The sequence below is a fragment of the Paracidovorax citrulli genome (assembly GCF_900100305.1).
GTDB lineage: Bacteria > Pseudomonadota > Gammaproteobacteria > Burkholderiales > Burkholderiaceae_C > Paracidovorax > Paracidovorax citrulli.
This window is the reverse complement of the sequence record NZ_FNEY01000021.1, coordinates 22,556-46,231: the sequence shown is the minus strand read 5'-3', so window position 1 is coordinate 46,231 and position 23,676 is coordinate 22,556. Positions and strand designations below refer to the sequence as shown.

At 70.5% G+C, this 23,676-nt stretch carries 14 protein-coding genes and 1 pseudogene; 11 read left to right on the top strand and 4 right to left on the bottom strand.

From position 1 onward, the window contains the following. Window positions 1-27: 27 nt before the first annotated feature. Window positions 28-1,092, bottom strand: a complete 1,065-nt coding sequence (locus BLR99_RS14665) for a sensor histidine kinase (protein WP_011795074.1) — start codon at window positions 1,090-1,092, stop codon at window positions 28-30. Between the two features lie 51 nt (window positions 1,093-1,143). Between BLR99_RS14665 and argH the strand changes: the two genes are divergently transcribed. From argH to BLR99_RS14650, 3 genes are all read left to right on the top strand, one after another. Further along, complete coding sequence (argH, locus tag BLR99_RS14660) at window positions 1,144-2,601, top strand: argininosuccinate lyase (protein ID WP_011795075.1); 1,458 nt, start codon at window positions 1,144-1,146, stop codon at window positions 2,599-2,601. Window positions 2,602-2,634: 33 nt separating this feature from the next. Continuing rightward, window positions 2,635-3,618 (top strand): Bug family tripartite tricarboxylate transporter substrate binding protein, encoded by a 984-nt coding sequence (locus BLR99_RS14655; RefSeq protein ID WP_017438619.1) that lies wholly within the window; start codon window positions 2,635-2,637, stop codon window positions 3,616-3,618. A 190-nt stretch (window positions 3,619-3,808) separates the two neighbouring features. Further along, window positions 3,809-4,615 carry an SGNH/GDSL hydrolase family protein gene (locus BLR99_RS14650; protein WP_074687329.1) on the top strand — a complete coding sequence of 269 codons (807 nt, stop codon included), beginning with the start codon at window positions 3,809-3,811 and terminating at the stop codon, window positions 4,613-4,615. A gap of 12 nt (window positions 4,616-4,627) precedes the next feature. Here BLR99_RS14650 and BLR99_RS14645 read toward each other — a convergent pair whose 3' ends face one another. Then, on the bottom strand, window positions 4,628-5,809 hold the full coding sequence (locus BLR99_RS14645) for an OpgC domain-containing protein (RefSeq protein ID WP_041827351.1): 1,182 nt from the start codon (window positions 5,807-5,809) through the stop codon (window positions 4,628-4,630). A 160-nt stretch (window positions 5,810-5,969) separates the two neighbouring features. Here BLR99_RS14645 and BLR99_RS14640 point away from each other — a divergent pair, with 160 nt between their 5' ends. Continuing rightward, entirely contained in the window at window positions 5,970-11,993 is a 6,024-nt protein-coding gene (locus BLR99_RS14640) for an Ig-like domain-containing alpha-2-macroglobulin family protein (RefSeq protein WP_074687327.1), read from the top strand. A 47-nt stretch (window positions 11,994-12,040) separates the two neighbouring features. Here BLR99_RS14640 and BLR99_RS14635 read toward each other — a convergent pair whose 3' ends face one another. Beyond that, the gene (locus BLR99_RS14635) at window positions 12,041-12,277 is read right to left on the bottom strand and encodes a DUF3079 domain-containing protein (RefSeq protein ID WP_011795080.1); all 237 of its coding nucleotides are present in this window, start codon (window positions 12,275-12,277) and stop codon (window positions 12,041-12,043) included. 160 nt (window positions 12,278-12,437) lie between these two features. On the opposite strand from BLR99_RS14635, the gene BLR99_RS14630 reads away from it, so the two are divergent. The 6 genes and pseudogenes from BLR99_RS14630 to BLR99_RS14605 all read left to right on the top strand — a co-directional run bounded on the left by BLR99_RS14630 (window position 12,438) and on the right by BLR99_RS14605 (window position 21,853). After that, entirely contained in the window at window positions 12,438-12,932 is a 495-nt protein-coding gene (locus tag BLR99_RS14630; RefSeq protein ID WP_011795081.1) for a nuclear transport factor 2 family protein, read from the top strand. Between the two features lie 198 nt (window positions 12,933-13,130). After that, the gene (locus tag BLR99_RS14625) at window positions 13,131-14,927 is read left to right on the top strand and encodes a methyl-accepting chemotaxis protein (RefSeq protein WP_048857357.1); all 1,797 of its coding nucleotides are present in this window, start codon (window positions 13,131-13,133) and stop codon (window positions 14,925-14,927) included. A 93-nt stretch (window positions 14,928-15,020) separates the two neighbouring features. Next, window positions 15,021-17,375, top strand: coding sequence for a penicillin-binding protein 1C (gene pbpC, locus BLR99_RS14620; protein WP_048857356.1), 2,355 nt, complete (start codon window positions 15,021-15,023; stop codon window positions 17,373-17,375). 95 nt (window positions 17,376-17,470) lie between these two features. Continuing rightward, a pseudogene (locus BLR99_RS14615) lies at window positions 17,471-18,332 on the top strand (DMT family transporter). A 171-nt stretch (window positions 18,333-18,503) separates the two neighbouring features. Beyond that, window positions 18,504-19,664 carry an alpha-hydroxy acid oxidase gene (locus BLR99_RS14610; protein WP_011795085.1) on the top strand — a complete coding sequence of 387 codons (1,161 nt, stop codon included), beginning with the start codon at window positions 18,504-18,506 and terminating at the stop codon, window positions 19,662-19,664. 260 nt (window positions 19,665-19,924) lie between these two features. Next, window positions 19,925-21,853 (top strand): methyl-accepting chemotaxis protein, encoded by a 1,929-nt coding sequence (locus tag BLR99_RS14605; RefSeq protein WP_011795086.1) that lies wholly within the window; start codon window positions 19,925-19,927, stop codon window positions 21,851-21,853. Window positions 21,854-21,925: 72 nt separating this feature from the next. Here BLR99_RS14605 and BLR99_RS14600 read toward each other — a convergent pair whose 3' ends face one another. Then, complete coding sequence (locus tag BLR99_RS14600; RefSeq protein WP_011795087.1) at window positions 21,926-22,474, bottom strand: DUF3455 domain-containing protein; 549 nt, start codon at window positions 22,472-22,474, stop codon at window positions 21,926-21,928. 245 nt (window positions 22,475-22,719) lie between these two features. Here BLR99_RS14600 and BLR99_RS14595 point away from each other — a divergent pair, with 245 nt between their 5' ends. Further along, entirely contained in the window at window positions 22,720-23,676 is a 957-nt protein-coding gene (locus BLR99_RS14595) for a DUF3034 family protein (RefSeq protein ID WP_074687325.1), read from the top strand.

Below are 23,676 nucleotides of genomic sequence, written 5' to 3'. Positions count from 1 at the left end.
AGGTGGTGTCGGTCGCGGTGGCGGGCGTCAGGGATGCGCCGGCAGGGAGATGCGTACCCGGTAGAGGCCATTGTGCATGCCCGCCGAGAAATCGCACTGCACATCGTGCAGCAGGCGCAGCCGGTCGCGCACGTTGGCCAGGGCGATGCCGTGGCCGCGGGGTGCGCCCTCTCCCGCGCGGGCCCCGCCGGGCGGCACGGTGTTGGTGATGGTGACCACGGCGCGGCTGCCGCGCAGCTCGGTCGTCACGCGCAGCTTGCCCCCATGGGCGGAGGGCTCCACGCCGTGCTTGACGGCGTTTTCCACGAGCGGCTGCAGCAGCAGGGGCGGCAGCCGGGCGCCGTCGGTGCGCGGGTCGAGCAGCCATTGCACGCGCAGGCGCTCCCCGAAGCGCACTTCCTCGATGGCGAGGTAGCGCCGCGCCAGCACGATCTCCTCGCCCAGCGTCGCGGAGTCGCCCTGTTCCACCAGGGCATGGCGGAACAGGTCGCTCAGGTCTTCCAGCAGGGCCTCGGCCCTGGCCGGCTCGTCGCGCACCAGCGCGATGGCGCTGTTGAGGGTATTGAAGAGGAAGTGCGGCCGGATGCGCGCCTGCAGTTCGCCGAGCCGCGCGGTGGTGGCGGCCGGCGTGCGTGCCCGGGCGCGCAGCACCAGCGCCGCCACGAGCAGTGCCGACAGCAGCGCCCCGCTCGCGGCGCTGGCCAGCCAGGGTGCCTCCATGGGCACGCCGACCAGCACCAGCATGCCGCAGGCGTAGAGGCCGGCCAGCGTCCCCAGGCCCACGCCGGCCGCGGATTGCAGCGCCACGGGCAGGCGCTGCAGCAGGGTCTTGAGGCTGCAGGCCGTGACCAGCCAGGCCAGGGTCGCCGGCAGCGCGCCGCCGGTCAGCAGCGACAGCCGGGCCAGCCACGCGGCCGGGCCGTCGGCGCCGTACATCGCGCCCACGCCGAGCACGATCTCCACGAACAGCACGGCGCGCAGCACCACGCCGACGTGGCATGCATCGAAGACGAGCGCCCGCCCGCCGAGCCCCTCCGGAGGGGGCTCTGCCAGGGGCTGGGGCCGGGTCGATAAAATTTGGGTCTCTTGCATCGCGGCATCCGGGCGTTCCGGGTGGCCGAAACCTCCGGATTATTGCCCTCCATGTCCTCCAGCCCCACCGCGCAACCTTCCCAAGACCAGCTCGCCACCAAGGCCCAGGCCTGGTCGGCCCTGTTTTCCGAACCCATGAGCGACCTGGTCAAGCGCTACACGTCGAGCGTGTTCTTCGACAAGCGCCTGTGGCAGGCCGACATCGCCGGCAGCCTGGCGCATGCCGACATGCTGGCGGCGCAGGGTATCATCAGTGCGGACGACCATGCCGCCATCCGGCGCGGCATGGCCACGATCACCCAGGAAATCGAGTCCGGCGCCTTCGAATGGAAGCTCGACCTGGAAGACGTGCACCTGAACATCGAGGCCCGCCTGACCCAATTGGTGGGCGATGCCGGCAAGCGCCTGCACACCGGCCGCAGCCGCAACGACCAGGTCGCCACCGACGTGCGCCTCTGGCTGCGCGGCGAGATCGACATGATCGCCGACCTGCTCAAGGAACTGCAGCGCTCCCTGGTGGATGTGGCCGAACAGAACGTGGAGGTGATCCTGCCCGGCTTCACCCACCTGCAGGTCGCCCAGCCGGTGAGCTTCGCCCACCACATGCTGGCCTACGTGGAAATGTTCGCCCGCGACGCCGAGCGCATGCAGGACGTGCGCCGCCGCACCAACGTGCTGCCGCTGGGCAGCGCCGCGCTGGCCGGCACGACCTATCCGCTGGACCGCGAGCGCGTGGCGCGCACGCTGGGCATGGAAGGTGTCTGCCAGAACAGCCTGGACGCCGTGAGCGACCGCGACTTCGCCATCGAATTCACGGCCGCCGCGAGCCTGTGCATGGTGCACGTGAGCCGCCTGTCCGAGGAACTCATCATCTGGATGAGCCAGAACTTCGGCTTCATCCGGATCGCCGACCGCTTCACCACCGGCTCGTCCATCATGCCGCAGAAGAAGAACCCCGACGTGCCCGAACTGGCGCGCGGCAAGACCGGCCGGGTGGTAGGCCACCTGATGGGCCTCATCACGCTGATGAAGGGCCAGCCCCTGGCCTACAACAAGGACAACCAGGAAGACAAGGAGCCGCTGTTCGACACCGTCGATACGCTCAAGGACACGCTGCGCATCTTCGCCGAGATGGTCGGAGGCCAGCGCGACCCGGCCACCGGCAGGAAGGAGGGCGGCATCACCGTCAACCCGCAGGCCATGGAGCAGGCCGCGCAGAAGGGCTATGCCACCGCCACGGATCTGGCCGACTACCTCGTCAAGAAGGGCCTGCCGTTCCGCGATGCCCACGAAACCGTGGCCCATGCCGTGAAGGCCGCCACGTCCCACGGCGTGGACCTGTCCGAGCTGCCGCTCACGGTGCTGCAGGGCTTCCATCCGGCCATCGGGAAGGACGTGTTCGACGCCCTGAGCCTGCGCGGATCGCTGAACGCCCGCAACACGCTGGGCGGCACGGCGCCGGCCCAGGTGCGCACCCAGCTGGCGCGCCACCGCGCGCGCCTGGGCTGAACACCTCGTTTTCTTCCCGACCGGAGCCCCTCCATGACCCTGTCCCGCCGCCGCCTGCTCTCCCATGCCTCCCTTGCCGGCGCCGCGCTGGCAGCGGGCCTTCCCTTCGCGGCCCGGGCGCAGGCCGGCAAGACGCTGCGCATCCTGGTGGGCTTCCCGCCCGGCGGCGGATCGGACGCGATCGCACGGCTGCTGGCCGACAAGCTCAAGGACGTGCTCGGCGTGCCGGTGGTGGTGGAGAACCGGCCCGGCGCGGGCGGCCAGATCGCCGCGCAGGTGCTCAAGACGTCGCCGCTCGACGGCAGCACCGTCTTCCTCACGCACGACCACACCATCTCCATCCTGCCGCAGGTGGTGAAGCACCCGGGTTTCGATCCCGCGCACGACTTCATCGGCGTGGGCGGCGTGGCCACCTTCGTCAACGCCTTCGCCGTGTCCGGCGGCACGCCGGCCCGCAGTTTCGACGAGTACGTGGCCTGGGTGAAATCGCAGGGGGGCAAGAGCGCGGTGGGCATTCCCGCGCCGGCCTCCACGCCCGAGTTCCTGGTGAAGCTGCTCGGCGAGCGCTACCGGCTCGACCTGGTCTCCGCTCCCTACCGGGGCAGCGCGCCGATGATCGGCGACATGCTGGGCAACCAGATCGCGGCGGGCGTCGGATCGGTGCCGGACTTCCTGGAAAACCACAAGGCCGGCAAGATCCGCATCGTGGCCGTGCTGGGGGACCGGCGGCAGGCCGCGCTGCCGGATGTACCTACTTTCGGCGAACTGGGCCTGAAGGGCTTCGAGGATCTTCCCTACTACGGCTTCTATGCACCGGCCGGCACGCCCGCCAAGGCCGTGCAGCAGTTCTCCGACGCCCTCGCCAGGGTGCTGGCCCGCGCCGACGTGCGCGAGCAACTGGTGGCCATGGGCCTCACGGTCACGCCGATGACGCCGCAGCAGCTCACGGCGCGCGAGCGCGCCTACACCCAGGCCTGGACGCGCATCATCCGCGAGAGCGGCTTCCAGCCGCAGTGAACGGGCGGGGCGGCACCGGATGAGTGTCGCGGCCGCGTGGGCGGCCACGTCGCTGCGGAGGCACCCGCACCATGGAAACGGCCGGGTAATTTGTAACTTTGACGACTCAATTTGTAAAAATTGTGTTCCAAAGGGAATGGTGCGGCAGACAATCGATCACACGCTGCTGCTTTCTCGGAGTGACCCGCCCATGTCCCTGAGCCTTTCCCGCCGTTTCCGTCCTGGCCGCGTTGCCGCGGCCGTGCTCTGCGCAGTGCTTTTGCCGGCCGCTGCCGCCTGGGCCGCGCCCACGCCGGCACCCTCGGCGGCGGTTGCGCTTCCCGCGCCCTATGCGCGCTGGCAGTCGAGCATGGACGCCTTCGCGGCCGCGGACAAGGCCGGCCTGCCGAAGGCGGGCGGCGTGCTCTTCGTCGGCAGCTCGACCATTCGCCTCTGGACCGACCTGCGCGAGGATTTCCGGCAACTGCCCGTGGTCATCAACCGCGGGTTTGGCGGCTCGACCATGGCCGACTGCCAGTACTTCGTGAAAAACCTCGTGTTGCAGTACCAGCCCCGCCATGTGATGGTGTATGCGGGCGACAACGACCTGGCGGAAGGGCGTACGCCCGAGCAGGTGCTCGAGAGCTTCCAGCCCTTCGTGCGCTCGGTGCGCGAGGCGCTGCCCGACACGCGCATCAGCTACATCTCCATCAAGCCCAGCCCGCTGCGGCTGTCGCTGCTGCCGCGCATGCGCGAGGCCAACGCCCTGCTGGCGCAGTACGTGCGCACGGTGCCCAACAGCGATTTCATCGACATCTTCACCCCCATGCTGGATGCGCAGGGCCTGCCGCGCGCCGAGCTGTTCGGGGCCGACCACCTGCACATGAACGACGCAGGCTACGACCTCTGGCGCGCCGTCATCGGCAGCTACGTGGGCGACGGCGCAGTGTCCGCGGGCGGCGCCACGGCCGCCCGGCCGGGTACGGACGGGCTCATCCGGGCCAGCGCGCGGCCCTGACTTTCCCCCACGCTACAGCGCCGGGGGCAGGGGCCTCCGCAGGCGCAGCAGCCTGCGGCGGGTGCCCGGCGCATCCTCGTCCGGCCCCTTGTCCCACCACAGGCTGACCCGCGCCACGGCGTGCAGGGCCGCGAAGCAGGCGGCCAGCAGGGCGATGTCCTGCCACCAGGGCCGGTCGTAGCGTGCCCCCATCAGGCTGATGGCGAGCAGCACCACCACGAGGTGCGCGCAGAACACCGGCAGGGAGGCAGCCCCCAGCGTTTCCAGCCAGCGTGGCCGCGGCATGCGCGCCGCCAGGGACGGACCGAACCGGATCGCGAGCACGAGCAGCGCGAACAGGTTGAGCACCCGCAGCGGCCCCAGCTGCCACTTGTCGAACGCCAGGTTCCAGGCGGGCAGGCCGTCGCCGAAGGGAACCTGGCCGATCGCGTGGCGCCAGCAGAAACCCACCACCGCGATGGCCGCCGCCACCCCCACCGCCCAGCGCGGGAAGATGAAGGGAGGCGCTTCGGGATCGTTGCGCGACGCGCCCATCCACAGGCCCAGCACCCAGAGGAACTGCCATCCCCACATCGAGAAGGTGCCTGTCTCGTGGAACGGGATGGGGTTGCGGACCACCGCGTCGATGGCGTCGTAGAACGCCTTCGAGAGCCCGAACTGCGCCAGGAACCACAGCGCGGTGCTTACGGCCAGCACCGGCGCCCAGCCGCGCCGCAGCCCGACCGACATCACCCACGGGCTCGCGAGCATGAACAGCACGTAGATGGGCAGGATGTCGAGCAGGGGCGGTTCGTACACGAGCAGCAGCCCGCCCACCAGCGCTTCGAGCGGCTTGGCGAGGTAGAAGGTGAGCAGGCCCTTGATGGCCGGCTCGTCCACCCGGATGCCGATGAAGGTGATCACGGTGAACAGGAAGAGCAGGGTGGCCGCCTGACAGGCGTAGATCTTGGTGGCCCGGCGGAGGAAGGCCTGTCGCATGGCCGGGATGCCGCGGCGCGCGGCGGTGCGTCCGTACACCATGCCCGCCATGTAGGCGGACAGCAGCACGAACCCCTCGGCCGCGGAGACGAAGCCGAAGGGCTGGCCGAGCGGCATCGTGAGCCGCGTGGGCAGATGGGTGACCGTCATGAGGACCAGCATGAGTCCCCGCACGGCATCGATCTCCCAGCGGCGGGAAGTGGACGTTTCGGGCATGAGTGGGGTGCGCTTCGGGCGCCGCGCCATTGTGCGGGCATCCCCGGGCGGGGCGTGTAGGCCGTTTACAACTCAGCGGGCGGCAGCGTGCCCTGGCTTCTGGCGATGGGCTAACCTCCCGGGGTTTGCCGCTCCCGCAGCCGCCATCGCTCTCACATCCATGACAACAACGACGCATTTCGTCCGCGCGGCGCTGGCCGTGCTCCTGGGCCTGGCCTCGGCCGGGGCAGCGCAGGCCCTGTCCGTCTCCAGCTTTTCGCCGCAGGGCGAGGTCGCCCGCGTGCGGCAGGTGGTGGTGAAGTTCGACGCCGCCGCCGTGAATTTCGGCGATCCGAAAGCCCCCGCGCCGTTCTCCGTGGATTGCGGCGGCGATGCGTCCAGGGGCACGGGTCGCTGGACCGGCGAGCGCGAGTGGGTGTACGACTTCGCGGCGGACCTGCCGCCCGGCACGCGCTGCACGGCCACCGCGCGGCCGGGCTTCAAGTCCGCCAATGGTGCGGCCCTGTCGGGCACGGTGCGCTACCAGTTCAATACCGGCGGCCCCTTCGTGCAGAGCGTGCGCCCCGGCACCTACCAGCCCATCGACGAAGAGCAGTTCTTCCTGCTGCAACTGAGCGGCCCGGCCACCCTGGAGAGCGTGAAGGCCAACGTCTGGTGCGTGGCCGAGGGCGTGGGCGAGCGCATTCCGGTGCGCCTCATCGAGGGCGCGGAGCGCGCTGCGCTGCTGGCTTCGCTGCGCCTGGAGAGCGCAGCCAGGCAGGCGCCGCTGCGCTATGCGTCGCTGGCCTGCAACCGCCGGCTCACGTCGGGCTCCAAGGTGCAACTGGTGTACGGCCAGGGCGTGGCCACCCCCAGCGGGGTGCCCAACACCGTGGAGCGCCGCTACGGCTACACCGTGCGCGAACCCTTCAGCGCCGATTTCGGCTGCGAACGCGAGAACGCGCAGGCGGCCTGCCTGCCCATCCGGCCGATGCGCCTGTCGTTCAATGCGCCGGTGCCGCGCAGGCTCGCCGAGGCGATCCGGCTGAAGTCCGACAAGGAAACCCTCAAGCCGCTCCTGGACGGCGAGGGCGACGGCGACACGGTGGTCAACGGCGTGCAGTTCATGCCGCCTTTCGCGCCGCAGACCCCCATGCGGCTGGAGCTGCCCAAGGACTTCAAGGACGCCTCGGGCCGGCCGCTGCGCAATGCGGACAGCTTCCCGCTGGCCGTGGCCACCGGCCCGATGCCGCCGCTGGCCAAGTTCGCGGCCTCGCCGTTCGGCGTGGTCGAGCGTTTCGCGGAAGGGGACAAGGGTCCGGCGCTGCTGCCCGTCACCCTGCGCAATGTCGAGGCGGACCTGCGCGTGCAGGGCCTGGCCGCCGGAGCCGCCCCCGGAGCTTCCGCCCCCGCGGCCACGCCGGCGCCCGCGGGCAAGGTGAGCACCTTCCAGCCCACCGCGGATGCGGACATCATCGCGTGGTACCGCCGGGTGCGCCGGTACGACGACTACCTGGTGACGCGCAGGGAGGCGGGCCGCGACGTGCGTGGCCCGCTGCCCCCGGTGCTGGAAAACGAAGGCAAGGACACGGTGCAGTCGCGCATGGTGTCGCTGCTCGGTGGACAGCCCCGCGCCAAGGTGCTGGACCTTCCGCGTCCGGCCAGCGGCGATCCCCGCCCGTTCGAGGTGGTCGGCATTCCGCTGCCGCCGGGCTTCCACGTGGTGGAGATCGCCTCGCCGATGCTGGGACGCTCGCTGCTGGACGAGCGCCACGGCGCGGCGCGCACGATGTACGTGCGCACCTCCGCGCTCGTGACCAACCTGGGCGTGCACTTCAAGCTGGGGCGCGAGAATGCCGCGGCCTGGGTCACCACGCTCGACAAGGGGCAGGTGGTGCCGGGCGCGGTCGTGCGCGTGTCGGGCTGCGACGGCCGCGAACTGGCCACCGCGACCACCGACGCGCAGGGCATCGCGCGCTTCGAGGGCCTGTCGCCCCAGCCGCCCTCGTGCCCGGGCCGCGACGGCCTGGAGGGCATGAATGCCTACTTCGTGAGCGCTCGCGCCCAGGGCGCCGACGGCGTGCAGGACATGGCCTTCACCTGGAGCGACTGGCAGCGCGGCATCGAGCCGTGGCGCTTCAACGTGCCCACGAGCAGCCAGCCCGAGCCGGACCAGATCGCGCACACCATCTTCGACCGCACGCTGCTGCGCGCGGGCGAGACGGTGTCGATGAAGCACATCCTGCGCACGCAGAACCGCCAGGGCTTCGGCCTGCCCGACGCCCAGCCGCACACGCTCGCCATCACCCACGTGGGCAGCGGCCAGCAATTCACCCAGCCGCTGCAGTGGCGTCGCACGCCCACGGGGGGCTTGAGCGCCGAGAGCACCTTCGCGCTGCCGCCCGCGGCCAAGCTGGGCGCCTACAGCGTCGAGCTGCGCGGCGATGACGACAGCCGCGGCCGCAGCTTCACCTCCGGCGAGTTCCGCGTGGAGGAGTTCCGCCTGCCCGTGCTGGAAGGCCGCATCGCGCCGGCCGACAAGAAGCCGCTGGTGCGCCCCCGTTCGGTGCCCACGGACGTGCAGGTGAACTACGTGTCCGGCGGCGGCGCGGCCAACCTGCCCGTGCGCGTGTCGGCGCTGGTGCGCGGCAAGCCGCTGCAGTTCCCCGATTTCGATGCCTTCAGCTTCGAGCCGCCGCGCCGCAAGGGCGCGCAGCCCCAGGGCGGAAACAGCGGCGATGACGAGGAGCCCGCCTCTGCCGACGACGCGCGCGTGATCGCCGACAAGCTGGCCGTGACGCTCGACCGCAACGGCGCGGGCAAGGTGGCGATCGACAACATTCCCAGTTCCCGCCGCGCGCAGGACCTGGTGCTCGAAGCCACGTACTCCGACCCCAACGGCGAGGTGCAGACCCTGCGCAGCACGCAGACGGTCTGGCCCGCCGCGGTGGTGGCTGGCATCAAGACCGAGGGCTGGGTGTCCGCCGCGCAGAAGATCCGCTTCCAGGCCCTGGCGCTCGGCCTGGACGGCAAGGTGCAGGAAGGCGTGCCCCTGCAGGTGCAGGCCGTGGCCCGCATCACCACCACCAGCCGCAAGCGCATGGTGGGCGGCTTCTACAGCTACGACAACAAGACCGAGACCAAGGATCTCGGAACCGTGTGCACCGGCAAGAGCGACAGCCGCGGGCTGGTGCTGTGCGAGGCCAGGCTCGACGAGGCCGGCGAGGTGGAACTGGTGGCCACCGCGCGCGACAAGGACGGCAACCAGTCCGAAGCGGCCGCGTCGGTCTGGGTGACGCGGCAGGGCGAGCTGTGGTTCGGCGGCGAAGACCACGACCGCATCGACCTGCTGCCCGAGAAGAAGAGCTACCAGCCCGGAGAAACCGCCCGGCTGCAGGTGCGCATGCCGTTCCGCCAGGCCACGGCGCTGGTGAGCGTGGAGCGCGAGGGCATCATCGACATGCGCGTGGTGCAGCTCAATGGCCAGGACCCGACGGTGCAGCTCAAGATCGAGGAAGGCTGGGGCCCGAACGTCTATGTGAGCGTGCTCGCGCTGCGCGGACGGCTGCGCGAGGTGCCCTGGTACAGCTTCTTCACCTGGGGCTTCAAGGCACCGCGCGAGTGGTGGACGGCTTTCTGGTACGAGGGCAAAGAGTACGTCGCGCCCACGGCCATGGTGGATCTGTCCAAGCCCGCCTACCGGCTGGGGCTGGCCGAGCTCAAGGTGGGTGCGAAAGCGCACCGCATCGAGGTGAAGGTGACGGCCGACAAGGAGAGCTACCCGGTGCGCGGCAAGGCGCAGGTCACCATCGCCGCCACGCTGCCCGACGGCAAGCCCGCGGCGAACGCCGAGGTGGCCGTGGCCGCGGTGGACCAGGCCTTGCTGGAGCTGATGCCCAACACCAGCTGGAACCTGCTGGACGCCATGCTGCAGCGGCGCGCGTGGGGCGTGGAAACCTCCACCGCCCAGATGGAGATCATCGGCCGGCGCCACTACGGCAGGAAGGCCGTGCCGGCGGGTGGCGGCGGCGGACGCGCGCAGACGCGCGAGCTGCTCGACACCCTGCTGCTCTGGCAGCCCGCGGTGCGCCTGGACGCCAATGGCCGCGCGCAGGTCACCGTGCCTCTGAACGACGCCCTCACCACCTTCAGGATCGTCGCGGTGGCGGATGCGGGCACGGGCCGGTTCGGCACCGGCTCCACCAGCATCCGGGCCACGCAGGACCTGCAGATCATCAGCGGCCTGCCGCCACTGGTGCGCGAGGACGACCAGTTCCGCGCCCAGTTCACGCTGCGCAACACCACCAAGGCGGCCATGAAGGTCGAGGTCGCCCCGCGCGCCACGCTCCTCACCCTGGACAAGCAGACCGTGGACATCCCGGCCGGCGAATCCCGCGAGGTGGCCTGGAACGTGACCGCGCCTGCGCAGCTCGCGCGCACGCGGGCCGAGGCCATCCTCTGGGAAATCGAGGCACGCGACACCACGCCCGGCGCCGGAGGCGCGCGCGACGCGCTCAAGGCCACGCAGCGGCTCGTGCCGGCCGTGCCGCTGACGGTGCAGCAGGCCACCCTCGTGCAGGTGGACAGCAGCTTCGGCATCGACGTGAAGCCGCCCGCCGACGCCATCCCCGGCCGCGGCGGGCTGAAGATGTCCGTGCAGCCCAAGCTCGCCGAGGGCCTGCCGGGCGTGCGCGACTGGTTCGCCAACTACCCGTTCCTCTGCCTGGAGCAGAAGACCAGCAAGGCCGTGGGCCTGCGCGACGGCAAGCTCTGGCAGGCCGTCGTGGGGCAACTGCCCACCTACCTGGACGGCGACGGCCTCGCCAGCTACTTCCCGCCGCAGGCGGGCAGCGGCAACCGCGGCAGCGACACGCTCACCGCCTACCTGCTCGCGGCCACGCACGAGGCCTCGTCCCTCGACCCGGCCTTCGCGCTGTCGCCCGAGGTGCGCGCACCGATGGAGCGCGGCCTGATCGCTTTCGTCGAAGGCCGCATCCAGCGCGACTTCTGGAGCCCGCGCAAGGACCTGGACATGCGCAAGCTCGCGGCGATCGAAGCGCTCTCGCGCTACGGCAAGGCCACGGGCCGCATGCTCTCGTCCATCACCGTCGCGCCCAACCAGTGGCCCACGCACAGCGTGATCGACTGGCTGAACGTGCTGCGCCGCGTGCCCGATGCGCCGCAGCGCGAGCAGCGCCTGGCCGAGGCCACGCAGATCCTCAAGTCACGCTTGTCCTACCAGGGCACGAAGCTGGTGTTCAGCACCGAGCAGGATGACTACTGGTGGTGGCTGATGCAGAACGGCGACGTCAACACCGCGCGCCTGATGCTGGCGGTGATGGACGATCCGGCGTGGAAGGACGACATGGGCCGGCTGGCGAACGGCTTCATCGCGCGCCAGCAGGGCGGGGCGTGGCACACCACCACGGCCAACCTCTGGGGCGGCCTGGCGCTGGAGAAATTCAGCGCGAAGTTCGAGGCCACGCCGGTCACCGGCTTCACCCGCGCGGCGATGGGCGGCAACACCGCCAGCGTGGACTGGAGCAAGGTGGGCCGCGTCTCCACCGCCGATGCCGCGGGCGCCCCGCACCAGACGACCTGGTTCGGCGCCCCCGCCGCGCCCGGGAACCTCACCAACAACGGCATGTTCCTGCCCTGGAGCGCCACGGGCGGCAAGGAGACGCTCACCGTCACGCAGCAGGGCACCGGCAAGCCCTGGCTCACGCTGCAGTCGGTGGCCGCCGTGCAGCTCAAGGCACCGTTCTCCGCCGGCTACACCGTCAGGAAGACCGTCACGCCTGTGGAGCAGGCAGTGGCCGGCCGGTACACCCGCGGCGACGTGCTGCGCGTGAAGCTCGAGGTGACCTCCACCGCCGACATGACCTGGGTGGTGCTCACCGACCCGGTGCCCGGCGGCGCCACCATCCTGGGCAACGGCCTGGGGCGCGACTCCGAGATCGCGACGCAGGGCGAGAAGCGCGGCAGCGGCGGCAGCGGATGGATGGCCTACGAAGAGCGCAGCTTCGAAGCCTGGCGCGGCTACTACGAGTACGTGTCGAAGGGAACGCTCACGGCCGAGTACACCGTGCGGCTGAACAACGTCGGCGAATTCGCGCTCCCGCCGACGCGGGTGGAAGCGATGTATGCGCCCGAGATGTTCGGAGAGACGCCCAACCCCCGCATGAAGGTGGAAGCCGCGCGCTGACGGGGGGCGGGCGGGCTGGCTGCGCTGGTTCCAGCGCGCCGGCCCCGCTATTCGTGGGTTTCGGGCGATCGCCCTGGTGTCTGGCCCGGGCCCGGCGTGGCATCGCCAGCCTGCGGAACCCCCGCGGGCGACCAGGCGAGCCAGTCGTCACCGAACAGCTCCACGGGATGCGGCGTGCGCTCGGAGCCATTGCCGCACGCCAGTGCCTCGGCCGGGCAGTAACGGTCGCAGCCCCAGCAGATGCGCTCCGGGCGGGCGGGGTGTTCGGGGAATTTCCGGGCCATGGTGGACAGGCGAGCTTGCCGGGACAGTCTGCTCCCCTGGCCGGAATACGCCTTGCGCTGCGTCAACCCGACACACCTGCTGACATGGGTTGCAGCCGCATTCTTCCGTCACGAGGAATGTTCCGTATAACCCGGCCGTCCCGACCCGACAGGAGATGAGATGACCGTGAAACTGCTGCTCTCCCGCGCCGTGCTGGCCTTCGCGGCCGCCGCGTGCCTTTCCGCCCACGCCCAGGTGCCCGTGGCGGAAGAACCGAACCACGACAAACTGCTGTGGTCCCACAACCCCATCCTCGCGCACAACAAGCGGCTGGTGTACGACTTCTGGAGGGAAGTGTTCGAGTCCGGCCAGGTGGAGCTTGCCGATCGCTACATGAAGGAGGACTACATCCAGCACAACCCGCTGGTGGCCACCGGTCGCGAGCCCTTCAAGCAGTTCCTGGCGCAGGTCACGCCGCGCTCGCCCATCCAGCCGCGGGTCAAGGCCCCGCTGGTACGCATCCTCGCGGAGGGCGACATGGTCACCATGGTCTTCGCCCGCCGGCTGCCCGATCCGCGGAACCCGGGCCAGACCTACACCACCACCTGGTTCGACATGTTCCGCATTCAGGACGGGCAGATTGCCGAACACTGGGACGCGGCCACCAGGAACTGAGCAGGCCATCGGCGTACATCCGCTGTAGTATCGAACTCGACAGTGGTGTAAGCAGGATGCCTACAACCGCGTTAATTTGTAAATTTAGTATCGCAATCGTGCTCCCATGACGGAACAGTCGCCGCGGATGTCGCGCGGCGGGGCCGGGGTCGGCCCCTTCCCCATGGTGTGGCGTTCCTGCATGAAAGCGGTACTTCCATGAACATTTCCCATTGGCCCCTGGGCCGACGGCTCGCCCTGGCATTCGGCGGCGTCATCGCGATCTTCCTGGTGGTGATCGGCGTGGCCATACAGAGCCAGAACCACATCAAGGCGGCCTCCGGCATGAATATCCACACCTACAGGGTGCTGGAAGAGGCCCGGCGGATGCTGCTGGGCGTGGTCAACATGGAAACCGGCGCCCGCGGCTACCTGCTGTCCGGCGATGCGGCCTTTCTCGATCCCTGGAACCAGGGACGCGAAGCTTTCGAGTCCGCCTGGCAATCGCTGCGCTCCCTGACCGCGGACAACCCGGAGCAGCAAAAGCGGCTCGACGTGCTGCGCGCCCGCCAGGCGGACTTCGCCGAGGTGATGCAGTCGCTGCAGGACATGCGCCGCGACGTGGACGCCGGCAAGGTCACGATGGAGGCCTTCGTCAGCGAGTTCGGCAAGGCACGCGGCAAGGCCGCGATGGACGACTTCCGGACCATGCAGACCGAGTTCTCCAAGGCCGAACGCGACCTGCTCGACGTGCGTCTGGCCGATGCGGAAGACGCCCGTGCCACGGCCCTGGCGGCGGAGGTCGGCGGGACCGCGCTGGCCGTGGTGGTGGCCCTGCTGCTCAGCCTGTGGGTGACCCGTTCCATCACCCGTCCCATCGCCCGGGCGGTGGAGGTGGCCCGGGCCGTCGCTGCGGGAGACCTGACCCAGCGCATCGAGGTCCATGCGCGGGACGAAGTGGGCCTGCTGCTGGAGAGCCTGCGCGACATGAATACGGCGCTCGCCACCGTCGTGTCCCGGGTGCGCCAGGGCAGCGAATCGGTCGCCTCGGCCAGCATGCAGATCGCGCAGGGCAATTCCGACCTGTCGTCCCGCACGGAAAGCCAGGCCAGCGCGCTGGAGGAAACCGCCGCCTCCATGGAGGAACTGGGGTCCACGGTGGCGCAGAACGCGGACAACGCGCGCCAGGCCAACCAGCTGGCCCAGGCCGCGAGCGGCGTGGCGGAGCAGGGCGGGGCGGTGGTGTCGCAGGTGGTGGACACCATGAAGGGCATTTCGGAAAGCTCGCGGCGCATCTCCGACATCATCAATGTCATCGACGGCATCGCCTTCCAGACCAACATCCTGGCCCTGAATGCCGCCGTGGAGGCCGCGCGTGCCGGCGAGCAGGGCCGGGGCTTCGCCGTGGTGGCCGGCGAGGTGCGCAGCCTCGCGCAGCGCAGCGCCGGCGCGGCGAAGGAAATCAAGGAACTCATCACGGCCAGCGTCGAGCGGGTGGAAGACGGCGCGCAACTGGCCGACCGGGCCGGCAGCACCATGACGGAGGTGGTGGGCAGCATCCGCCGCGTGACCGACATCATGGGCGAGATCAGCGCGGCGAGCAGCGAGCAGAGCGCCGGGGTGGCGCAGGTCGGCGAAGCCGTCACCCAGATGGACCAGACCACGCAGCAGAACGCCGCCCTGGTGGAGGCGATGGCGGCGGCGGCCTCCAGCCTCCGTTCCCAGGCGCAGGACCTGGTGCAGGCCGTCAGCGTGTTCCGGCTGGCGTCGGACACCCCGCGGGCCGAGCCCGTCGAGGTGACGGCTCCCACCGCGGTGACGGTTGCGCCTGCCCCATCGCCGGCTCCCGCGGTGGCGGCGCCGCGGCCATCCATGCCTGCCCGCAGGAAGTCTCCGGCGAAGATGCCGTCTCCTGCACGCACCCCGTCCCTGCGGCCTGCTGCCGCGGGCGCCGGCTTCATGGCGGTTCCCGCCATGGCGGCACAGGGCGGGCAGGGCGATTGGGAGTCTTTCTGAGCGCACCCCAGCGGCGGCTGGCCGCCGCTGCGCCAGAATCGGGGCCTTCCAGCCCTTTTCGCGCCGCCGTCGTGCTTCCCCGGCGGCTTTCCCATGCCTTTCCTCGCTTTCCTGCGCCACCGGGCGCGCCGTTCCGGCATTGAAGCACTGGCTGTCCTGCCGCTGTGCCTCGCGCTCTGGGCGCCGCTGCCGGCCCGCGCCCTGCCGGCCTATGCCGAGGTGCGCGCGGACTACCGCTCGTCCGAAACCCTGGTGCTCTCGCGCGAAGGCGAGGTGGTGCAGCGGCTGCGGACCGATGCCACCGTGCGGCGCGGCCAGTGGACGGGGCTGGACGACATATCGCCCGCGCTGCGGGAGGCGCTGGTGCTCAGCGAGGACCGGCGCTTCTACGAGCACAGCGGCGTGGACTGGCGCGCCGTCTCGGCCGCCGCCTGGGGCAATCTGTGGAACCAGCGCACGCGAGGCGCTTCCACCCTGACCATGCAACTCGCCGGCCTGCTGGACGGCGACTGGCGTCAGGGGCCCGGCGGCCGGTCGGTGGCCCAGAAGCTCGGGCAGACCGTGGCCGCGCAGGTGCTGGAGAGGCGCTGGCGCAAGGACCAGATCCTGGAGGCCTACCTCAACCTCGTGCCCTTCCGGGGCGAACTGGTGGGCATCGACGCACTGTCCCGCACGCTGTTCGGCAAGGCGCCGCATGGGCTGGACGACCGCGAGGCCGCGGTCGCCGCGGCGCTGGTGCGGGCGCCGAACGCCCGGCCCGCGCTCGTGGCCCAGCGCGCCTGCGGCGTGCTGCGTTCCATGGCCGGGCAGGCCGGCGGTGGCGGCGGCCGTCCCGCGCCATCGTCCATGGACTGCGATGCGCTGGACCTGTTCACCACCGCCGCGCTGCAGCGCCGGGATTACGCGGCCAGCGAGGGCGTGGCTCCGCATTTCGCGCGCCAGCTGCTGGCGCGCATGGAAGGGCCGCCTCCGGCGTCCGTCGTGTCCAGCCTCAGCGCGCCGCTGCAGCGCATGGCCGTTCAGTCGCTGCACCAGCACCTGCGCGAGCTGCACGGCCGCAACGTGGAGGACGGCGCCGTGGTCGTGCTCGACAACGCCACCGGCGAAGTGCTGGCGTGGGTGGGGTCGTCCGGCCTGTTGAGCCAGGCGGGAGAGGTGGACGGGGTGCTGGCCGCGCGCCAGCCGGGCTCCACGCTCAAGCCCTTCCTCTACGCCCAGGCGATCGCGCAGCGCCGCATCACCGCCGCGTCGCTGATCGAGGATTCGCCCGCGTACATACCCACCGCCTCGGGGCTCTACATCCCGCAGAACTACGACCGGCAGTTCAAGGGCTGGGTGTCCGCGCGCACCGCCCTGGCCGCCTCGCTCAACGTGCCGGCGGTGCGCACCCTCGCCATGGTCACTCCCGACGCCTTCTTCCGCCAGTTGCAGGCCCTGGGCCTGCCGCTGCGGGAGACGGGCGACTACTACGGCTACAGCCTCGCGCTGGGCAGCGCCGAGGTGCCTCTGCTCCACCTGGCCAATGCCTACCGCGCGCTCGCCAACGGCGGCCGGCCCGGTCCCGCCGTGTTACGTCCCGCCGCTGCGGGCACGCGGCGCACGGGCACCAGGCCGGCCCCGGCCGCGGCGACGGAGGCACCCCCCGCGGTCGATCCGCGCGCGGCCTTCATCGTGGGCGACATCCTTTCGGACGGCAATGCACGCGCGCGCACGTTCGGCACCGACAGCGTGCTGGCCACGCGGTTCTGGAGCGCGGTGAAGACCGGCACCAGCAAGGACATGCGCGACAACTGGGCGCTGGGCTGGTCGCAGCGCTACACCGTGGGCGTGTGGGTGGGCAATGCGGGCGGGGCGCCCATGCACGACGTGAGCGGCACCAGCGGCGCGGCGCCCGTGTGGGCCGAGATCATGGGCTGGCTGCACGGCCGGGGCGTGCGCAGCCGCCCGCCCGAGCCACCGCCCGGGCTGGTCCGCGCCGCCGTGCGCTTCGGCCCCGAGCCGGGCGGCACGCGCCTGCTGGAAAGCGCGCGCCAGGAATGGTTCCTCGCCGGCACGCAGCAGTCGCTCTTCGCCGTGGATGCGGGCCCCGGCACCGTCCGGCGGGGGCGCGCGGCGCCGGAGCCGGCAGCCGGCGAGGGCGGTGCGCCGGACGGCCTGCAGGCCCCGCAGCCGCGCATCGTGTCGCCCGCCACGGGCACCATCGTGGCGCTGGACCCCGACATCCCTCCCGCCCATCAGCGCCTGCAGTTCGCCGCCGCGGGCGGCGGCGTGCCGGGGACGCTGCGTTGGCGCATCGACGGCCGGGTGCAGGGCCGGGGGGCGGAATGGGCCTGGCTGCCCTGGCCCGGACGCCACCGGGTGGAGCTGGTGGATGCGGGAGGGCAGGTGGTGGACGAGATCCGCATCGAGGTGCGGGGAGCGGGCGTGGTGAAAGGGCCCCGCCCCTGAAGCGACTCTTGCGGCGGTGGCCCGCGCGTGGCGAGCTGCCGCGCCCGGGCGGCCCCGGTTCCAGGGATACTGCTCCCCTTGAGGAAGGAACCGGCATGCATGCCATCGCTCCGCTGCTTTTCGTCGTGATCTGGTCCACGGGCTTCCTGGTGGGGCGGGGGCGTGTCCGCGCATGCCGATCCGTTCTGGTTCCTGGCCGCGCGTTTCGTGGGCGTGGCGGTGCTGTTCGGCGCCGCGGCCTGGTGGGCGCGCGTCGAATGGCCGCGCGGGCCGCGCCGCATCGCCCTGCATCTCGCCGCGGGGGCGCTCATGAACGGTCTCTACGTGGGGCCCAGCTGGTGGGCCATGTCGCGCGGGTTGCCGGCCGGGGTGATGGCGCTCATCGGGGCGCTGCAGCCGCTGTTCACGGCCCTCATCGCGGTGGCCGTGCTGCGCCGCCGGCTCGGGCCGTCCACCTGGGCGGGGCTGGCGCTGGGGTTCGGCGGGGTGGCCATGGTGCTGTGGCCGCGGCTGTCGGCCAGCGCCGAGGTGGCGGCGCTCTCGCTGCCTGTGCTGCTGGCCGCGGCTGGCAGCATCCTCGCGCTCACCGTGGGTTCCATGGTGCAGAAGTCGCCCCTGGCTGCCGGCGATCTGCGCAGTGCCAGCGCGGTGCAGAACCTGGGTTCCATCGCGGTGCTGGTGCTGATGGCGCTGTGCCTGGGCGAGGCACGCTGGGACGGTTCGCCGCTGCTCTGGGGCTATCTCGCCTATTCGGTGCTGGTGCTTTCGATCGGCGGTGCCACGCTGCTGATCTGGCTGATGCGCCACGGCGAAGCCACGCGCACGGCGGCGCTGGTGCTCGCGGTGCCACCGCTCTCGGCCCTGCAGGCGTGGGCCATCTTCGGCGAGACGCTCACGGCCCTGCAGGTGGTGGGATTCGCCGTGGCCATCGCGGGTGTGGCGCTGGCGCGGCGCTAGCAACTGGCTCGGCAGTTCCGGTCGGCCCCGCGCGATGCGTGCAAAAGCATCACGTGCAGGGAAAAAACTTCAGCCCTTCCTGCAGTCGCCGCCGCTACGATGCCCCTGCCCGCGCACGCTCCCCAGGCAGGAGCCGGCCGCATGGCAGAACAATAACCAGGAGCGCCCATCGTGAGTCCACTGTCCCGCATCACCTGCATCGAAGACCTGCGCACCGTCGCCCGCCGGCGCGTTCCGCGCATGTTCTACGACTATGCCGATTCCGGTTCCTACACGGAGAGCACCTATCGCGCCAACTCCGAGGATTTCCAGAAGATCAAGCTGCGCCAGCGCGTGGCGGTGAACATGGAAAACCGCACCACGCGCACGCGGATGGTGGGGCAGGACGTGGCCATGCCGGTGGCGATAGCGCCGACGGGCCTCACCGGCATGCAGCACGCCGACGGCGAGATCCTCGGTGCGCGCGCCGCGCGGGCCTTCGGCGTGCCGTTCACGCTCTCCACCATGAGCATCTGCTCCATCGAGGATGTGGCGCAGCATGCGGGGCCGGGCTTCTGGTTCCAGGTGTACGTGATGCGCGACCGCGACTTCGTCGAGCGCCTGATCGACCGCGCCAAGGCTGCCGGCGTCTCGGCGCTGCAGGTCACGCTGGACCTGCAGATCCTCGGCCAGCGCCACAAGGACATCAAGAACGGGCTGTCCACGCCGCCCCGGCCCACGCTGGCCAACCTGCTCGACCTGGCCACCAAGCCGCGCTGGTGCGCCGGCATGCTGGGCACGAAGCGGCGCAGCTTCGGCAACATCGTGGGCCATGCCGAGGGCGTGGGCGATCTTTCATCGCTGGCATCGTGGACGGCGGAGCAGTTCGACCCTCGCCTCAACTGGCGCGACATCGAGTGGATCAAGAAGCGCTGGGGAGGCAAGCTCATCCTCAAGGGCATCATGGACGCGGACGACGCGCGGCTCGCGGTGGAAACAGGCGCGGACGCCATCGTGGTCAGCAATCATGGCGGACGGCAGCTCGACGGCGCTCCTTCGTCCATCCATGCGCTGCCGGCCATCGTGGAGGCCGTCGGCAAGGACATCGAGGTGTGGATGGACGGTGGCATCCGCGGAGGGCAGGACGTGCTCAAGGCCTGGGCTCTGGGCGCGCGCGGCACGCTGATCGGGCGCAGCTTCCTGTACGGGCTGGGCGCCTTCGGCGAAGCGGGCGTGACCCGGGCGCTGCAGATCATCCAGAAGGAGCTGGACATCACCATGGCCTTCTGCGGCCATACCGACATCCACCAGGTGGACCGTTCCATCCTGTTGCCGTCCACCCTGCCTGCATGAAAGTGCCATCGGGGACGCCGTAGAGAGAGAGATGGCGGGCGAGCCAAAAAATAATTAATAAGAAACGAAATGTATTTTCATTTAGACCAGCTTTTCAGGGTTAGTGGTTGACCTACAGCAATTTTTACCGAGAAGGCTTAAAATTGGTGCAAGAACGCCCCTCGACGGGGCGTTTTTCCCGTTTTTGGGGAATGAGCTCCCGTTTTCCCATTTTTGCTGTTTATGGCAAGAATGCATTCAATTACCAAAAGTTTCAAGCCATGACCCACTGGATCGGCAACCTGAAGTTTTCACGCAAGTTCGTGCTGATCGGATGCATTGCTTTCGCGATGTTCCTCCTGCCTACCGTGTTGCTGATGCGCACCACGCTGGCCGACATCCAGACGGCGCTGCAGGAACGCAACGGGCTGGCTCCGGCGCGCGAACTGCTCAAGCTGCTTCAGCTGACCCAGCAACATCGCGGACTGTCGGCATCCCTGCTCGGGGGGACGGACTCTGCCGCGGCACCGCGCCAGGCCAAGCAGGCGGAGGTCGAGGCCTCCATCGGCCGCGCGAAGCAGGTCCTCGCGGGGCTGGGCGACAGCGCCCTGGGCCAGCGGCTCGACAGCATCCAGGGCGACTGGAACACGCTGGCCTCCGGCGTGGCGGGCAAGACCTTGCGCGGCGCGGACAGCAACCGCATGCACGCGGCGCTCATCGAGCGGATGCTCGGGCTCATCGACGACGTGGCCAACAGCTCCGGCCTGGCGCGCGATACCGACATCCGGACGCATTACCTGCAGAAGGCCGTTCTGGGGCAGTTGCCCCAGCTCACGGAATCGCTGGGCCAGATGCGGGCGCGCGGCGCGCTGGTGCTGGCGCGCGGCGAAGTCGCTCCGGAGGAGCGGGCGCGCATCGAGGCGCTGTCCGACCGGGTGCGCAAATACTACGGCGATGCCCGCAAGGCGCTCGAGCTGGCGGCCGGCGGCAGCCTGCCGGCCACGGTGGAGAAGGCCCGGGACGCCGCGCTGGCCGCGGCCCAGGAAGGGTTCAAGCTGGCCGACGACAACATCGTGAAGGCCGACGTGTTGAGCATGCCGTCCACCGACTGGGTCGCGCGCATGACCCGCATCATCGACACCCAGTTCGAGCTGGTGGGCGTGTCGTTCGATGTGCTGGAGCAATCGCTGGACAGCCAGATCGCGCGGATGCGCCAGAGCATGCTGGTGCTGGGGGCGGTGCTGGCGGCGCTGGCGGCGGCGGCGCTGTGGATCATGGCCATGGTCACGCGCGCCACCACGCGTTCCATCGATGAGGCCGTGCGGATCGCCGAGGCCGTGGCGGACGGCGACCTGACCGCGCAGGTCGAGCCCCAGGGCCGCGACGAGGTGGCCCGGCTGCTGCACGCGCTCGCCGCCATGACCCGCAAGCTCGGGACGGTGGTGGGCACGGTGCGGCTCAATGCCGAGAACGTGGCCAGTGCCAGCGTGCAGATCGCGCAGGGCAACGCCGACCTGAGCCAGCGCACCGAAAGCCAGGCCAGCGCACTGGAGCAGACGGCTGCGTCCATGGAGGAGCTGGGCTCCACCGTACGGCAGAACGCGGACAACGCGCGGCAGGCGGACCAGCTCGCGCGCAGCGCGGCCGGCGTGGCCGCGCAGGGCGGCACCGTGGTGCAGCAGGTGGTGGAGACGATGCGCGGCATCCATACCAGTTCGGCGCGCATCGGCGACATCATCGGCGTGATCGACGGCATCGCGTTCCAGACCAACATCCTGGCGCTGAACGCGGCCGTGGAGGCGGCCCGCGCGGGTGAGCAGGGCCGCGGCTTCGCGGTGGTCGCGGGCGAGGTGCGCAGTCTCGCGCAGCGCAGCGCCAGCGCCGCCAAGGAGATCAAGGAACTGATCACGGCCAGTGTCGCCCAGGTGCAGAGCGGCACGGCACTGGTGGATCAGGCCGGCACGACCATGACCGAGATCGTGGATTCGATCCGCAAGGTGAGCGGCATCGTGGGCGAGATCACCTCCGCGACCGTGGAGCAGAGCGAGGGCGTGGCCCAGGTGGGCGAGGCCGTGAGCCAGATGGACAACGCCACCCAGCAGAACGCGGCGCTGGTGGAGGAAAGTGCCGCGGCGGCCAGCAGCCTGAAGTCGCAGGCCCAGCAGCTGGTCGATACCGTGGCCATGTTCCGGCTGAACGCGAGCGCCTGATCCGCCGTGCGGCAAAAGGCCCCGGCGCCGCGAGGCCCGGGGCCTTTCCTCATCCGGACCGGCCGATGCGCTTCAGGCGGCGCGCCAGAAGATGTAGTCGGCCTGGTACTTCACGATCTGCTTCTGCCCGGCGTTGCCCGCCGCGCAGGGCATGGCCGGCGCCACGCCGCCCTGGGTCGCCACGCGCTGGATGTAGGCCACGCCCTGCATCGCCCCCATGCCCGTGGCGGGGTTCGCCTTGACCAGCTGCAGCGGGATGTTGCCCGTGCCGGCGGGCGCCACGGCCACCTGCGTGGCGGTCACCTTGGAGCCGTCGCTGCTTTCCCAGGTGGCGGGCGGGCCCCAATAGCGCCCCACCACCGCGCCCCTGCGGTCATGGAGCTTCGCGTCCGGGCCGACGAACACCCATTCGAAGTCGCCCGCCATGTCCTTCTTGGCGCGGCATTCGTACGTGATTTCTCCCTTGCCCACGGTTTCCAGGGCCACCTTGTGGCCGGCGGGCACCTGCACCGCCGCGGGCAGGGATGCCTGCGAGAACGCGCCCATCGGGGCACTGCCCATGTGGCTGCAGGCCGCCAGGCCCAGGGTGGCGACGATCGCGAGGGGAAGATGGATTCGCATGGGAACACTCCTTGGTGGTGATGGGAAAGGGCAGGGGCGCTGCGGAGATGCGCGCACTGCAAAAGCCTGCGGGCCGACCGGCTTTCCCGGGCTGGAGTTCTGGTTTTCGGAAAGCCGCCTTCTTTACGTCCGGCCCGTGCGGATGGATTCCCTGCTTCGGGATTCCCCGTAGTGATGGGGCGGGGTGGTCCGGGGTACCGCGCCAGCGGGGGCGCTGGCATACTGCGCTCCAGGAGGTGGGTCCCATGAGGTTTCGTCGCAGGCTCGCGATGCGGGCATTCCGCGCGCCCGTGCTGGCCATGCTCGGCATGGCGCTGTCCGCCCCCGGCGGGGCGGAAACAGGCAAGCTGCCGCTCACCGGCGGCGTGAGTTCCATCTCCGGTGCCGCGGGCGGGGGCCTCACGCCCTGGGCCGTGATCGGCACCAACGCGACGGAGGGCGAGATCGGCGTGAGCGCCTTCGCCACGCGGCTGCGCACGCGGGACTACGGCCTGACCAGCTCGGGCCTCGCGCTCGGCCTGTACGACCGGGTGGAGCTGTCCGTGGCGCGCCAGGATTTCGGCGCGGCGCCCGCATCCGCGCTCAATGCCGTGGCACCGTTCGGCGTGGAGCCCGATTTGCACCTCAAGATGGACATCGTCGGCGCCAAGGTGCGGCTGGTTGGCGACGCCATCCTCGACACCGATTCGCCCATGCCGCAGATTTCGGTGGGGATGGAGCACAAGCGGCTGCACCCGGCATCGGCCGGCAGCGTGATCCAGTTCCTCGGCGCGGACACCAAGGGCACGGATGTCTATGTGAGCGCCACCAAGCTGCTGCTCGACCGCAATCTGCTGGTGCACGCCACGCTGCGCTCCACCAACGCCAACCAGAACGGCCTGCTGGGCTTCGGTGGCCGCGGACCGGCCAGGTCGGGGCGCTCGCTGCAGCCGGAGTTCTCCGTGGCGTATCTGCTGCGCCGCGACCTGGCGGTGGGCGCGGAATGGCGCTTCAAGCCCGACAACCTGCGGGCGCTGGGCCGCGCCGCGGGGCTCGGTGATGCGCTGCGCGAGGACGACTGGCGCGACATCTTCGTGGTCTGGGCGCCCAGCAAGCACCTTTCCATCACGCTGGCCTACGTCGATCTGGGCCGCGTCGTGCCCGGCGTGACCGCCTACCGGCGCCAGCGCGGCGCCTACCTGTCGCTGCAGGCGGCCTACTGA

What these genes read in the sequence shown, in the direction of transcription:
- BLR99_RS14665 (WP_011795074.1), bottom strand. Translation starts at nt 1,092, where the DNA reads ATGCAAGAGACCCAAATTTTATCGACCCGGCCCCAGCCCCTGGCAGAG.
- argH (WP_011795075.1), top strand. Translation starts at nt 1,144, where the DNA reads ATGTCCTCCAGCCCCACCGCGCAACCTTCCCAAGACCAGCTCGCCACC.
- BLR99_RS14655 (WP_017438619.1), top strand. Translation starts at nt 2,635, where the DNA reads ATGACCCTGTCCCGCCGCCGCCTGCTCTCCCATGCCTCCCTTGCCGGC.
- BLR99_RS14650 (WP_074687329.1), top strand. Translation starts at nt 3,809, where the DNA reads ATGTCCCTGAGCCTTTCCCGCCGTTTCCGTCCTGGCCGCGTTGCCGCG.
- BLR99_RS14645 (WP_041827351.1), bottom strand. Translation starts at nt 5,809, where the DNA reads ATGCCCGAAACGTCCACTTCCCGCCGCTGGGAGATCGATGCCGTGCGG.
- BLR99_RS14640 (WP_074687327.1), top strand. Translation starts at nt 5,970, where the DNA reads ATGACAACAACGACGCATTTCGTCCGCGCGGCGCTGGCCGTGCTCCTG.
- BLR99_RS14635 (WP_011795080.1), bottom strand. Translation starts at nt 12,277, where the DNA reads ATGGCCCGGAAATTCCCCGAACACCCCGCCCGCCCGGAGCGCATCTGC.
- BLR99_RS14630 (WP_011795081.1), top strand. Translation starts at nt 12,438, where the DNA reads ATGACCGTGAAACTGCTGCTCTCCCGCGCCGTGCTGGCCTTCGCGGCC.
- BLR99_RS14625 (WP_048857357.1), top strand. Translation starts at nt 13,131, where the DNA reads ATGAACATTTCCCATTGGCCCCTGGGCCGACGGCTCGCCCTGGCATTC.
- pbpC (WP_048857356.1), top strand. Translation starts at nt 15,021, where the DNA reads ATGCCTTTCCTCGCTTTCCTGCGCCACCGGGCGCGCCGTTCCGGCATT.
- BLR99_RS14605 (WP_011795086.1), top strand. Translation starts at nt 19,925, where the DNA reads ATGACCCACTGGATCGGCAACCTGAAGTTTTCACGCAAGTTCGTGCTG.
- BLR99_RS14600 (WP_011795087.1), bottom strand. Translation starts at nt 22,474, where the DNA reads ATGCGAATCCATCTTCCCCTCGCGATCGTCGCCACCCTGGGCCTGGCG.
- BLR99_RS14595 (WP_074687325.1), top strand. Translation starts at nt 22,720, where the DNA reads ATGAGGTTTCGTCGCAGGCTCGCGATGCGGGCATTCCGCGCGCCCGTG.